The sequence below is a fragment of the Glaciecola sp. 2405UD65-10 genome (assembly GCF_048820975.1).
Lineage (GTDB): Bacteria > Pseudomonadota > Gammaproteobacteria > Enterobacterales > Alteromonadaceae > Glaciecola.
This window is the reverse complement of record NZ_JBMEUF010000001.1, coordinates 2610089-2624414: the sequence shown is the minus strand read 5'-3', so window position 1 is coordinate 2624414 and position 14326 is coordinate 2610089. Positions and strand designations below refer to the sequence as shown.

General features: G+C 41.5%; 12 protein-coding genes. 5 read left to right on the top strand and 7 right to left on the bottom strand.

Annotated features, from left to right (window positions below; translation table 11 throughout):
• The first annotated feature begins 194 nt into the window (after positions 1–194).
• Entirely contained in the window at positions 195–2681 is a 2487-nt protein-coding gene (locus ACOI22_RS11565) for an ExeM/NucH family extracellular endonuclease (RefSeq protein WP_420672183.1), read from the top strand.
• A gap of 78 nt (positions 2682–2759) precedes the next feature.
• On the opposite strand, the gene ACOI22_RS11560 is transcribed toward ACOI22_RS11565, so the two are convergent.
• Complete coding sequence (locus ACOI22_RS11560; protein ID WP_420672182.1) at positions 2760–3824, bottom strand: DUF2855 family protein; 1065 nt, start codon at positions 3822–3824, stop codon at positions 2760–2762.
• Between the two features lie 24 nt (positions 3825–3848).
• Entirely contained in the window at positions 3849–5270 is a 1422-nt protein-coding gene (locus ACOI22_RS11555; RefSeq protein WP_420672181.1) for an NAD(P)/FAD-dependent oxidoreductase, read from the bottom strand.
• 124 nt (positions 5271–5394) lie between these two features.
• On the opposite strand from ACOI22_RS11555, the gene ACOI22_RS11550 reads away from it, so the two are divergent.
• A complete protein-coding gene (locus ACOI22_RS11550; RefSeq protein WP_420672180.1) occupies positions 5395–5973 on the top strand; it encodes a TetR/AcrR family transcriptional regulator in 579 nt (192 codons plus the stop codon).
• 120 nt (positions 5974–6093) lie between these two features.
• Here the strand turns inward: ACOI22_RS11550 and ACOI22_RS11545 are convergent, their stop codons facing one another.
• Positions 6094–6456, bottom strand: a complete 363-nt coding sequence (locus tag ACOI22_RS11545; protein WP_420672179.1) for a hypothetical protein — start codon at positions 6454–6456, stop codon at positions 6094–6096.
• Between the two features lie 210 nt (positions 6457–6666).
• Positions 6667–8397 carry an amidohydrolase gene (locus ACOI22_RS11540; protein ID WP_420672178.1) on the bottom strand — a complete coding sequence of 577 codons (1731 nt, stop codon included), beginning with the start codon at positions 8395–8397 and terminating at the stop codon, positions 6667–6669.
• 238 nt (positions 8398–8635) lie between these two features.
• Here ACOI22_RS11540 and ACOI22_RS11535 point away from each other — a divergent pair, with 238 nt between their 5' ends.
• The gene (locus tag ACOI22_RS11535) at positions 8636–9664 is read left to right on the top strand and encodes an XdhC family protein (protein ID WP_420672177.1); all 1029 of its coding nucleotides are present in this window, start codon (positions 8636–8638) and stop codon (positions 9662–9664) included.
• 81 nt (positions 9665–9745) lie between these two features.
• Positions 9746–10345, top strand: coding sequence for a nucleotidyltransferase family protein (locus ACOI22_RS11530; RefSeq protein ID WP_420672176.1), 600 nt, complete (start codon positions 9746–9748; stop codon positions 10343–10345).
• Positions 10346–10394: 49 nt separating this feature from the next.
• Here the strand turns inward: ACOI22_RS11530 and ACOI22_RS11525 are convergent, their stop codons facing one another.
• Positions 10395–11441 carry an oxidoreductase family protein gene (locus ACOI22_RS11525; RefSeq protein WP_420672175.1) on the bottom strand — a complete coding sequence of 349 codons (1047 nt, stop codon included), beginning with the start codon at positions 11439–11441 and terminating at the stop codon, positions 10395–10397.
• A 296-nt stretch (positions 11442–11737) separates the two neighbouring features.
• Between ACOI22_RS11525 and ACOI22_RS11520 the strand changes: the two genes are divergently transcribed.
• Positions 11738–12313: a uracil-DNA glycosylase family protein gene (locus ACOI22_RS11520; protein ID WP_420672174.1), complete on the top strand. Its 576-nt coding sequence runs from the start codon at positions 11738–11740 to the stop codon at positions 12311–12313.
• A gap of 78 nt (positions 12314–12391) precedes the next feature.
• Here the strand turns inward: ACOI22_RS11520 and ACOI22_RS11515 are convergent, their stop codons facing one another.
• Positions 12392–13033 carry a class I SAM-dependent methyltransferase gene (locus ACOI22_RS11515; protein WP_420672173.1) on the bottom strand — a complete coding sequence of 214 codons (642 nt, stop codon included), beginning with the start codon at positions 13031–13033 and terminating at the stop codon, positions 12392–12394.
• Positions 13023–14291, bottom strand: coding sequence for an HAD-IB family phosphatase (locus ACOI22_RS11510; RefSeq protein WP_420672172.1), 1269 nt, complete (start codon positions 14289–14291; stop codon positions 13023–13025). The genes ACOI22_RS11515 and ACOI22_RS11510 overlap by 11 nt, the downstream gene beginning before the upstream one ends.
• Between the last annotated feature and the right edge of the window lie 35 nt (positions 14292–14326).

The window sequence follows — 14326 nt, the reverse complement described above, 5'->3', positions numbered from 1 at the left end:
GATTGTATTTAACTTGTTTAATGAGAAATTGAACAATTGCAAAAACTGGGTTTTCGTGATTTAGTAAATATTAATTAGCTATACTTTCGTCGTATAACGTTAGATTGGTTAATTTGACCGCATGGTCAGCTTATTTTTTAAGCAATATACAATAAAAATAAAAGATACATAAATTTCAAAACGAAGGAGTAACGATGAAATTTTCACTCTCGACACTATTTTCAGTGTCACTAGTCGCACTTAGCACATCGGCAGCCTATTCAAGCGATATCATAATTACTGGTGTAGCTGATGCAACGCTTAGCGGCGGTACCCCTAAAGCAGTTGAACTATATGTAGCGAATGATATTGCTGATTTGTCAGTATGTGGTTTGGGATCTGCAAATAATGGCGGCGGAACAGATGGGCAAGAATTTACTTTTCCTGCTGTTGCCGCAAGCGAAGGAAGTTATATATACATAGCTACCGAAGAAGACAATTTTATGACCTTCTTTGGTTTCGCACCTGATTACACTGATGGCTCAATGGGCGTAAACGGTGACGATGCCGTTGAATTATTCTGTAATGATGCTGTAGTTGATACCTTCGGTGATATTAATGTAGATGGCAGCGGCACGGCTTGGGAATACCTTGACGGCTGGGCTTATAGAAAAGCAGATACCGGCCCTGACGGTACTAATTTTGTTGAAACTAATTGGGAATACAGTGGTGCAGATGCACTCGATGGTGCTTCCACTAATGCAACGTCTAACAGCCCTTTCCCTTTAAAATCGTACACCGGCGAAGGTGATATAGTTGTTGATGACCCAGTTGACGCCCTAGAAATAGGCACTTGTGCAGCCGATGCTACTTTAATTAGTGCGGTACAAGGTAGCGGTGATGCATCTGAATTAAACGGTGATGATGTGGTAGTAGAGGCAATTGTTACTGCCTCAGTTGATAGCCTTACCGGCTTCTTCTTACAAGAAGAAAGTGCAGATATGGACAGCGATAGTGCTACCTCAGAAGGTATTTTCGTTTATTACAACGATACCCTACCAGAAGTCGGCACGGTGGTACGTGTACTAGGTACTGTAAGCGAGTACTACAATAAAACACAAATTTCAGCGAGCGAAGTATCTGCAAGTTGTGGTACTGAAACGGTTGTAGCGGCTGAACTCACATTACCTTTTACTTCTATGGATGAAGCTGAAGCCATTGAAGGAATGCTTGTGTCATCTACGCAAGAATTGGTAGTAACTGATAACTACACGCTTGGCCGTTTTGGTGAAGCGACTTTGTCATCTACACGCTTGTATACGCCTACCAATATTCATACGCCAGGCTCTGATGAAGCTATAGCCCTTGAAGCAGCGAACCAACTTGATCGCATTTTGCTTGATGATGCTAACAGCGCTCAAAACCCGGATGTAGTGCCGTATCCTACAGGTAACTTATCAGCAAGCAATACTCTTCGTTCGGGTGATACAGTTAGCACCCTAACGGGCGTGGTTGACTACAACTTTAGCGAGTATCGCGTAATCCCCACTAGCGCTCCAACTTTTGCTGCATCAAATGCACGTACTAGTGAGCCTGATTTAGACCTAGGTAACGTAAAAGTAGCAAGCTTAAACGTGCTTAACTATTTTAACGGCATTGACAATGGTGACGCTACTTGTGGCCCTGCATCTGACCAAGATTGCCGTGGTGCTGATAGCGAACTTGAATTTGAACGCCAAAAAGCGAAAACAGTTGCCGCTATTGTTGCCATGGACGCCGATATACTAGGCCTGATGGAAATTGAAAATAATGGTTTTGGTGATGGCTCGGCCATTGATGACCTTGTAGACGGGATTAATGCTGTTATGGGCGATGGCACCTACTCTATTGTAGATGCTGGTGCATCAGTTGGTACCGATGCAATTACCGTAGCGTTAATATATAAATCAGGCGTTGTAAGCCCACAAGGCGATGTAGCCATTCTTACAAGTGATAATTCAAGTACTGATGATGACGGAGCCTTATTTGACGATTCGCGCAACCGCCCTGCATTAGTACAAGCTTTCAGCTTGCTTGAAAACGATGAAACCTTAGCGGTAAGCGTAAACCACTTTAAATCGAAAGGTTCTAGTTGTGGTGAAGGCGATGATGATACAAGCACAGGCCAAGGTAACTGTAACCTAACCCGTACTCGTGCAGCTACAGCCTTAGCTACTTTTATTGGTGACGCTTTCCCTGATATGCCAACACTGATATTAGGTGATTTAAACGCATATGCAAAAGAAGATCCTATTGCAGCTTTAGAAGAAGCTGGCTATACCAATCTTGTAAATGAGTTTGGTGGTGCACAAGCGTATTCGTATTCATTTGATGGACAACTAGGGTATTTAGATCATGCCTTGGGCAACGCTGCAGCGCTTGCAAAAACCGTAGATGTGAGCGAATGGCATATTAACGCTGATGAACCCATTGCCTTAGATTACAACACTGATTTTAAGTCAGATAGCCAAATTACCGCTTACTATGCTGCAGATGCATATCGTATGTCTGACCACGATCCTGTTCTAGTAAGCTTGCAACTTGATGCGCCAGTGGTTGAGGAAGAAGATGAAGCTGAAGAAGATGACAATGATTCAGGTGGTAGCTTAGGCTTTATATGGTTAGCTCTACTTGGTTTGGTTGCTATGCGCCGTAAATCGTAAGTACTGCTTAACACCATAATCTACACTTTGTAGCTAAGGTAAAAGGGAATTGAATTTATTCAATTCCCTTTTTATATGTTAGCTAGGGGTATATACCAAACCCACATTAGCCGGAATATCGCCTTTACATATGGCATCAAAATCATCAGCTAAAGTATGAATGCCACTCTGCTCTTTCACATTCAACCATGACGCGCTCCACATCATTGCTTCTTTTATAAAAGCACCACTTTGTGCATGAAAGGTTTGGGCGCCTAATTCGGCTATTCGAGCTTGAATATGAGCGGGAGCAAAGAAGAACTCACCATCCTCATCTTCAACAGCATCCTGCCAATGAGTTAAACCCACCTGAACATAACGCATAAGCGCGCCGCCTAACTTAGCTTTAAGTTCATTTTTAACCTTAGCATTACCCGACATATCAACCACAATAGTTTGCTTGCTACTTAAGTGCTCAATGCCATCATAATGCAATACCTCGCTGTAAATATTGAGTTCACTCACAAAACTTTCGTTCTTAGATGAAGTAATACCTATGGTGTGGTAGCCGCTCTTTTTAAGCGCATGTGCTAAACCTAAACTGGTTTTGCTTGAAGCGCTCAATACCACAACTTGTTCTGGCTTAGCGCTTGATTGTTCAATTAGGTCCCACAAGCAATATGAAGTTATGTACAAAGGCCACAACAGCATTTGTAAGTTTTCAATATGTGCTTGTTTCCCACCTTGGGTTTGTTCTAACGGTCGATATAGATTATAGCCTTGAGGCAAAGGCTTTCTGTGTGCGCTTGTATCAATTAAGTTACCTTGCGCCAAAGCAATCGAATCCATATGAAGATACGTTGCCGGTGGAAAATACCCAAAATAACGGCTTCCAACTTCAACAAGGCTATTGTTTGAAGCCACTACTTTACCAATACCCCACACAGGAATAATTCCCCAATTTTCATCAGCCCTGTTATCTATTGGCGGAAAAAATTGCCAATAGCCGAGTTTCTCACCTACCATAAAATAAGTGAGGTTATTTGCGGTGAATGCAAAGCGTTCTACTTCAAAGCTAATACCCTCATTTGTAAGTGTTTCGCTGCTGCCTGACGCTACTCTATTTATACTTAAATCTTGTTTGTTCACTTGAAATTGTTGCATCTTTTACTCTCCCATTAGTGTGCATTAAGATGCAATTTGCTCGCTAGCCCTGAGCATATGCATAAATTCCATAAGTTTAGCCATGGCTGGCTGTGACGCACCTTTTAAGCGGCCTAGTACTTGTAGTTTAGCCATATCGTCTTTTTCAACGCCATGCACGATTTTTGAAAACCCGTCTAAGCGACAATTGCGAATCCACTCACGAAGTTCAGGCGCTTCACTCCAAATATGCATGTTGCGAAGCATTGCAGCTGTCATAGGCACCCAATCAATATCTCGGTTGGGTAAGGGTACTACTTGGGTCAGTTTTTGTTTGGTGGCTTCATCATCATAGGCGGCTTCAACATGGGCAATTAATGCGGCGCTGAACACAGGTTGATACGCGCGAACAGTTTGCGGCGTAATGGTGTTGCCATTAAATACAGGTTTAATATCTAAATTCGTAATGGCTGATGCAGAGCAATCTATTACTAGGGTGTTTTTAGGCATAACCCACTTAGCACTATCAAACTCCAATGCATGTTCACCCACGTGCTTAACACGGCCATGGCGAATAATGTTTGGCAGTCTTTTAAGCGCAGCAAGTTCAGCTTCGCTTACGGTTGCACCATGAAACATAGACGGACGTACCGATTCGTCAATGCGTAGCATCACGCCTTTTTCTTCAAGTTTATCAAACATATTGTCTATAGAGCTTGATTGCGCAATAGCCTCCATTTGATTAGCTTGCGCGCCAATACTATCAAAGAAAAATTCGTCTAAGGGTTGCGTGTTTTTTCTGTTTAATAGCCATGCATCACGTGACACTACCCAATGAATGTTTTCTGGTTCAACGAAGTTATTGAGTAACCAAAGACAAGTATCTATACCTGTTTTGCCACCGCCTAAAACCACATAGTTTTCCTGTTTTTTTACGTGTTGCGTAAGCGTGTTTACCGGCGTGAAATCTACTTTATCATCACGAGTAAAGCTTGGTTTATGGGTCAGTGGAATACTAGTATTTAAATACGTAGCATCCACTACTTTTTTGTTTACGCTGACTTCAAACGTTTTGCCACCAGTGATACTGGTAAATTTGCCATCACCCTCGTAGTTACATAAGGGAAAATATTGAACTCGGCCAGAAGGTAAAAATGTTTCTTGCATCACAGCATCAAAATAAGCGCTAACTTCTGCGCCCGAGGCTAAGCTCATTAATCCTTTGTTCATGCCGGTTTTATCAATTACACCGCGATTTAATTCACGCGAGCATACCCCATAAAACGCTGAAGGCTGATGCAGCGTTACAAAGGGGTAAGCTAAGTTCCAATGACCACCGGGTTTGGCGTACTTATCAACAATAATTATGTTGGCTTTCGTTTCGTTTAAGAGTACGTCGGCAAACGCCATGCCTACCGCTCCGCTGCCAACAACTAAATAATCGCAAGTTAATTGCTCCGCTTTCATATATTATGTCCTTAAAGTATGAACCGTAATGTAAATAGGTTTGTGAATTCATCACTTGATATAACAGTGTTATATTTAATATATATAACACTGTTATGTTTCGCAACATGTAAATGCAATGTAAATGAAAAAAGATACTCGACAGAAAATTCTTGATGCAGCTTCTACGCTGTTTTTAAAAGGCGGAACAAATGCTTTAAGCGTGCGCGCTATAGCCGAAGGGGCAGGGATGTCTACCATAGGTATATATAGCCATTTTAAAGGAAAGCAGGGAATTCTTGATGCGCTTTATATTGAGGGCTTTACGCTTGTTGATAACATGATGAGGGCAGCCGAAGGCAACTCGGCGTTAGAAAGGCTGTTAAATGCGTGTGAGCGAGTACTCGTGTTTTCACAAACTAACATGGCTCATTACAATTTAATATTTGGCTCAAACCTTAAAGATTACTCGCCAAACGATGAAGCAATAGCCGCTGGGGAAAAGGCTTTTATAACCTTAACTAAAGAGGTTTCGTCAATTATTGAAAAGGAACTGAAGCCAGAAGATAACCTTGATATAGCCATGCAAATATGGGCTTTGTGCCACGGCTACATTAGTTTAAATCAACATGAAATACGCAATAGAATACAATGGGATGATTGGAAAAGTAGGGCTCTAAATGCCATCCGTATTCATGCAATTGCGCTTATTAACGAACATTAATCATCTTTTTTGATAAGTAATGTTACACAATCAAAACAAAATAGCGGCTGTGGCTGCAGCCCAAATTGAAATACACGAGAATCCAATAAGCGCAAAAGCCACAGTGCTAAAGGCGGTTAGTTAGTCTTTGCTATCGCACTCGCTTTCGTCACCACCTGTTTTTTTCTTCATTGCGATACATGCTTCACGCACTTTTTCAGCGCCAGCATCCATCATATCAGCGCCCTTTTCTTTGCCTTCTTCATAGGCGTCAGAAGCCATATCTTTGCCATCTTCATAGGCACTTGATGCAGAATCTTTAGTTTCATCCCAAGCATCAGCTGCTTTTTCTTTTGCTTCTTCAAAGCCTTCAGCTGTTGCGTCGCCAGCCTTCTCCATTTCCATCATGGCTTCTTTTTCAGCTTCCGCTGCTGACTCTTCGTTTGACTCAGAACAGCCTACAACAGTAAGTAATAATGCTAATGCAATCGCTTTGTTTTTCATGGTGAAACTCCTTTTGCCGAATTTAGTGCAAGTGTTAAAACTATTAATAAAACTGTGTTCAATAATTAGCGCGACGCGCGAAATAACTCCCGGCCGTGATTACTAATCATTGATGTTTTAGTTTAGCTCAAATTGTCATTAAAGTGTTAAAAGTATTAGCGCCTCTAATCAACTTTTGAAAGTTTTCATATGCTATAACACTTATTTATTCTATTTTTGATAGGTGATTCTGCCGCCTACTATTGTCATTACATTTTCAGATTGTAATATTTCTGCTTCAGGTGTGGTCATCAAATCTTTGTTAAATATGGTGAAATCAGCATATTTACCTACCTCTACAGAGCCTCTAATATCTTCTTGAAACGCCCCGTAGGCAGGCCAAATGGTAAACATCTTAAGCGCGCTTTGGCGGCTTACTGCCAGTTCTGCGTGCCATCCATCTCCGCTTGTTCCGTCTAATCTTTTGCGGGCTACCGCCGCATAAAACTCAATACGAGGATCACCTACTTCAACAGGGGCATCTGACCCGCCTAATATAATGGAGCCGCGGTCAATTAGTTGCTGCCATGGATAAGCATGGGCTAAGCGTTCAGTGCCTAAACGAGCTGGTGCAAAGTTTAAGTCGCCAATTCCGTGGCTAGGTTGCATAGACGGTAGAATGCCTAAACTCACTAAGCGGGCCTGGTCTTGAGGGCGAATAATTTGTGCATGCTCAAGGCGCCAGCGTGGCTGAGCAACCGCGCGTTCACTTTCGGGCACGTCATTAAATGCCGCCTCGTACCAATCTAATAAGGTTTTTACTGCGCGATCGCCAATAACGTGAGTTTGTATTTGAATACCTTCGCGTAATGCTTTGCGTAAAATGGGCTCTAGCTCTTCTTGCGTGGTTCTGTTCATAAACCCGTTATGTGGCGCGTCAGCATAGTTTTCTATTAGCGCAGCACCACGTGAACCTAAAGTACCGTCGATGTACACTTTAATACCGCGTAAATCAAACATGTTGTCAGGGGTAACTTCGCGCTTACGAGAAAACATTAGTGCCGCCTCTTGTACATTTGCGGCGGCATATATGCGCGTTGCCATGTTGCCTTGCTGATGAATTTCTTGCATAAGGTCAACATTAATAAACGGCATACCGGCGTCTTGTGTGGCCGTCCAACCTAACTTGGCGTTTTGAGCCATTCCTTGTACTAAACTATCTTTTATATACGCTTTTGTTTTAGGTGGAATAAGAGCTCGGAATATCTCCATAGCGGTGGCCAGCACATAACCTGTTGGTTCACCGTTTTGATCGCGTTCAAACTTGCCACCTTGTGGATCGGGTGAGTCTTTAGTAATCCCAGCTAAGGCAAGAGCCTTTGAATTAACAAGCGCTGAAACTCCATCAGCTCGCGGCATAAACAAAGGTTTGTTGGCGGTGAAAGGGTCAACGTCATGTTTATTTAAAAAGCGTTGTTCGTCAGTCCATTCTCGCTCAATCCAACCTCTGCCTTCTACCCAGTTACCGGCAGGAACGTTTTGCGCGAAAGCTTTTATTTTTTCGCGGGTTTCAGCTAAGGTCGTTATACCAAACAAGCTTAAGGTTTTAGGGCGTTGGCCAACCCCTTCTACATGTTGATGGCTATCCGAAAAACCGGCGTACACATATTTACCCGCCATATCCATTACATTGGCATTGCCGCACATGTATTTTTTAGCGTCTTCATTTGAGCCCACAAATATAATTTTTTCGCCAAGTATGGCAACGGCCTGAGCTATCGCTTGTTCATCATTGGCTGTATAAATAGTGGTGTTGTGCATTACCATGTTGGCTTGCTGACAGCTTTGCGCAGTGGCAAGGGGTGAAGTATTGCTAGCAGAGGTTTCATTTGCATTGTCACAAGCCGTTATCAGCATGCTAAACGCCAATATACCAATACTCTTCATTGTAAATGTAGTCACTTAATAATCCTTGTTGTAATTTATCACTTTGCTAGGTGTAAAAGTTAATCCTATCGCCTTATTTAGTTGTATCATTTTGCTCAACGCTTGTTAACGCATTTTATTTTTTGCATAAACGATGTGATCGATATTGCACCTTGTGTGCTACTTACTAAACATACACAATACAGAGTTACCGTGCTGTAGTTAGCAAAACAACAAAAAGCATCATTATTATGAAGGATACTACTGACTAAATATGGCAAACCACACACAACAACTTTTGAATACTTGGTATAAGCAACGTGATGAATTGCAGTGGGTATTAGCGACCATCATTGGTAATGAAGGGTCATCATACCGAAAGCCTGGCGCAATGATGATGATTAATAGCTTGGGCCAGTATCATGGCTTACTAAGTGGAGGCTGCTTAGAATCAGATATTATGCGCCAGTCACGCCAATGCTGGGACACCAACAAAAATCGTATTATTCAATACGACATGCGCGAAGAAGAAGATATTGCTTGGCAACTTGGTATAGGTTGCGGGGGCTTAGTCAGAATTTTATTACAGCCAGTTAGCGCTTCAAATAGCTACTTACAGCTAGTTGAACTGCGTGAAGCAATTAATCAGAATCAATCCTGTAAATACATTCAGGCGCTAGAAGAAAGCTTTCCTGTTAACAAGCTTGAAATATTAGGTAGCGATACTGCACCGCTATTTGATGAACATCAATCAAGTAAAGAAGCTAGCCAACAATTTGAGCATATTATAAAGCCCTCGCCTAACTTAGCTATTTTCGGTGGCGGAATTGACGCAATTCCTGTGGCAAAAATGGCCGCCAATTTAGGCTGGCACGTAAGTGTTGCTGACCCGCGCTCGGGCTATGCTCGTGAAGCCCAATTTCCAGACGCTAAATACATTGAAAAAGCATCCTTTGGCGATGATTCAAAGTTTGCGTGGCTTGAGCACATTGATGCTATTGTTATTATGACGCACAATCTTAAACTTGATGCTAAAGCCTTATCGTTGGCGCAGCACAGCGCAGCAAAATATGTAGGCATGTTAGGCCCAATTCACCGAACTGACAGGGTGCTAAAAGAAGCGGGCTTAAATCGCGATGCAGACAATGCAAATCAAAACCCACTTAAAAAACCCTTAGCAAATCCCATTGGCTTAAGGCTTGGTGGTGAGTTGCCAGAATCCATAGCGCTTTCAATATTATCTGAGGTGCATGCATTTATAGAACAAAAGGATGGCCAATCAATTAGCGGCATCTTAAGCTAAGGTTAATAAAGTTCAAACAAGGCTAAGAATATTAATACGTCATTAGAAGAGCCGCAAAGCCAATATTGTATTAAGGCGCTATTGCTCGCTGCGGGTGCTAGCAATCGCTTTAACGATACTAAACAACTTGCCTTAATAAATGGTAAAACTATGGTTGTTGCTAGTGCTGAAAGGTTAAGCCAAACTAATATTGATAGCCTTTCAATTGTGCTAGGCGCTAAGGCGCAAGCAATTGAAAAAGCACTTAACCAAGCCAATATTTTTAAAGACTCAAACGTTAAAGCTTCATACGTGACTGCCGAAAATTGGCAGCAAGGAATGGGAGCCTCTATTGCAGCGGGCGTAAAATCGCTTGATAAAAAATACACCCATGTACTTATTGGCTTAAGTGATCAAGTAGCAATTAGCTCAAAGCAGTTTAATCTTATGCTAAAGGTGTCGCGTGAACGGCCTAAAAACATAGTTGCAGCGCTGTACAATAAAAAGTTAGGTGCCCCGGCTATTTTCCCGCATGCCTTCTTTAGTCAATTGGCTGCGCTTAGCAATGATAAAGGCGCTAGGGATATTTTGCGTGAAAACGCAGCCACGGTACTGAGAGTTGATTTACCTGAAGCAGCGCAAGATATAGACACTAAAAGTGATTTGTTGTCTTATATCTCTGGTGTATCGCCAATTAAATAAGTCGTTTGATCAACTTGCCTGTACATGCCCCAATAATAACGATTTATTATTAGAGCACAGGCGGTAACTTCGCCAGTGCATTGCGAGTATTTTCTGACATAAATCCATTTAATTTATAGTGCTCGCTTGCCCAACCCACAAGAAATCTTTCAAAGTCAGCCCATGCGAAGGGTAGTAATTCACGCCATTCATTCTCAAGGGCATCAAGGTCGAGTTTATTCTTATGGGCTGAACTTGTATTTGCATCTACACTATAAAGCTGCGTTGCCTCTCGTAATTTCGCAAAGTACTCATCAACAATATCATTTGCATGCATGTGCAAACCGGCATCATCTAAACAGCTTCCCATAAAGTACATAAGGTCTTTAACACCCGCGCCTTGCCCTACGTATTGGAAATCAACCGCGGCCAAGTCATTTTCATCAGCGTTAAAACAAAAGTTAGCAAGCTTCGCGTCGCCATGCAGTAAGGTTTGATATTTCGCATTGTTCAGAACCTCATCAATAGTGTGCGCTTTTCTTTTCAGTTCGCTATTGGGCATATTGTTAAACTCGTTTGGGCGAGTCTTTAGATGCCAGTACGTTCCTACCGGCCATACATTAGGCAACGGTTGGCTTAAAAACTGGGCGTGGAAAAACGCCAACCAGCGTACTCCTAATTTAATTGTTTTCAGGCTTGGCTCATCACATCGTTTGTAAAAGCCCGCTTGATCTAAGTCTTCCATAATTAGGAAACTCGCATCCTTGCCGGCTTTAATAAAAGACGCATCAGAATTTGATGAAAAATAGCATGCTGGTGTTCGGCAAAAATGGTTAGTGTGCTGGCTATATTGCTGGTAAAAAATAGACTCATTAATATATGAATCTAGCTTCCTTTGATGAGAAACTTCACCATCCCAGCCTCGCGGGTGTTCAGTATTTGCTGGCGGCGAAACCAGTTTAACTATTACCGATTTCGACAAGCTCGGAATAAGGTAGCGAGCTATTTCGCCATAAGCACTCCAAAGAGACTGGATTCGCTCTACCTTTACAATTTGCGTGTCATTATAAAATGTTTGCAGGTAGTGCAGGGCTATGTCGTTATTTAATGTCGGCATAATAGAGTGTTGTTTTATTTATTAGGTAATAACAAGCCGCAAGTTTGACATGCACTACTGGGATATTCAAATTACTAGCTTTCCGTCACTACCGCCACTCATTCCCGTCATTACCGCCACAAATTTCAGTCATTACCGCGAAGGCGGTAAGCTCCCAAACCGCATGCTGTATTAACAATGCGCAGTAATGTTGGAGAAGTAGAGCTAAGTCACTTACTATAAATACACACAAGGCCTAGGCTTCAATGCGCTATATTGTGTTTAGTCAGCACGCTAGGGAAAAGAGGTAAAGCAATTTGAATAACGCATATATTGAAACATTACGCCAACAAGCTAAAGCATGTACTTATTGCCATGCTGTGCTGCCGCATGCTCCTAAGCCAATATTTATATGGCCTGACTCTCCAAAAATCATATTAATTAGCCAAGCCCCTGGCCGACTAGCTCACGAGTCAGATATCGCATGGAATGATGCCTCTGGTGAGCGATTACGCGAGTGGCTAGGCGTTGACAGAAACATTTTTTATCAAAGCGGTAGTTTTGCCGTTTTACCTATGAGCTTTTGCTTTCCTGGCTATAAAAATGGGGCCGATGCTCCGCCAATTAAAGCGTGTGCGCCTATGTGGCATCATGCCTTTTTATCTAAAGCAAAGCCCGCCCTTAAGGTTTACATTGGGCGATATGCTCAGCAAGCTTATTTAAATAAGTACAAACGTTTAACCGACGCGGTTGAAGATTTTGAATTACTTTTGCCTGAGGCGATTGTGTTACCCCATCCTTCAGGTCGAAATAATCGCTGGTTAAGCAAGCACAATTGGTTTGAACGTGCTTTATTACCTTGCTTGCAAAACCGAATTAAAGAGATTGTTTAGGCCTCTCTAAAAAACAATGTGTAAGTAGTTTGAACAAAGCTTAGCTATGCCAGTTTTAGTGCTTACATAAAAAATCTGCTAGCATATTTTGTTAGCGGTTAGAGCATAAAAGTGCGTGTTATCCCAGCGATTAAATTCTGCTGGATAAATATCAAAATATTCAATATTGTCAAAACCACACGCTTTTAACATACTTATTTCTTTGTCTACCTTGCGATAGTTTGAGAAATAATCGCAACCAATTTCTTCAGAATAACCATTCACAATAACATCTTCATTTACGCCGAATTGATTCTTTACAACGAGCTCGCCACCCTCTTTCAAATATCGGTGAATATTACGATATATTGATTCAGCTTCCTGATCATTAAAGTAGTTCATTACTCCAAATAACGACAAAATATCAAAATTTTCGTCATTGAGTTCTAGGTCTATTAAATTGGCGTTAATTACCTTCACATTGTTAGACGCATGGATAAATTTGGAGAAATTGGGGTACTTTTCAACCGCGGTTATATCTTTATAGTGGCCAATTAAATGATTTACCAACAAACCCGTACCTGAGCCTAAATCGAGTAATCGTTTTTGTTTTGAAGCACGCTTAAGCATAAATTCAATATCATATTTAGAAAAATCTTTGGCTTTGTTGCGTGTTTCACCAGGCGCTTTGATGTTAGCTGCCATTTTATCGTAATAGGTAATAACGTCTTTATTTTTCATCTTGCCAACTCTTTACAAACTTAATTGCGTTTTTATAATCTTCATAAGTATCAACATCTTGCGCTCTAATGTTCAAAAATGGTAAAGGAAGATATTCTTCTATTTGATTGAATACATTAGAGGAAATATATTTAATATTATCGCGTTTTAATTTGGCGGGGCCTGACCATTCAAAGTCCCCATTTTCGCGAGAAAAAGCAACTACCTGCATATCTTCATTTACATTTAAAAATACCGCATCTTCTGAAATAATATAGCTACCACCCACATATTCACCATCATAGTTTATACATAAGGGAATATCGTTAGGGTGAACCACTAAATCGCCATCCCAAGCTACGCAATATTCATTTGCATGGCGTGCCCCCAGGTAAAAACTTGTACCGGTTTTTGTTTGAAAATAATCGTGATTATAAACAAACACTACGTCTTTTCGTTTTTCTAGCACGGCTTCTACAACACTGCGAGCTTGATAACCAATCACAACGCGTAAGTCTTCTACTTCTTCAAATGCCTTGAGCTGTAAGTGAATAAGCTTAGTACCTTCAATTTCTATTAAGGCTTTTGTTTTCGCTAACCCTAAGCGAGAGCCTATTCCTGCGCAGCTTAATACAACGGAAGTACCTGGTTGAGCTTGATTAATTTGAAAGAGTAATCGTAGTAGGCTTTCCTCAGCAAAAACGCAATAATCGGTTATTGCCAGTATACTGTTGGCCGGATAATGCGTTAACCCGCAGGCAATTGATATGTCAGCTTCTCGCATGGCTTCCATATCATTATTGCCATCACCAACAAATACCACTAAATGACCTTTTGCTTGATAGCGCCTTACAATATCCTCTTTTTTTAGAATAGTTTTGAGCTTAACTATTTTGTTGTCTTCCACCACGGCGGTTGAAGAATAGGTGGTACATTTTAATTGACTGGTAATCCCGCCAATCCATTCTTGACAATTGCCGGTGGCAATAACGCACTGTTCAGCATGACTATTAATAAATTGTTGAAGGTTTTCAAAAAGAGGGACTTTGCTTAATGTGGCCCGAACTTCGTTAACGTCAAAGCGACCTAGTATTCCTACCCGCTGGATAAAGCTTTCAACAAAGGGGATGTTGCCAGCAATTGTTTGTGATGTGAGCGTGTTAATTTCGCCCTCAACATTAAACGCTTTCGCAATTACGGGTAAGGTTTCTTGTTTAGTGATTGTGCCATCTAAATCAAATATAAAGATTGGCGATTTTGCAGCGCGTTGTGCAGCCATATTAATTAGTTTCCAGTATCGTATATTGCTGTTTC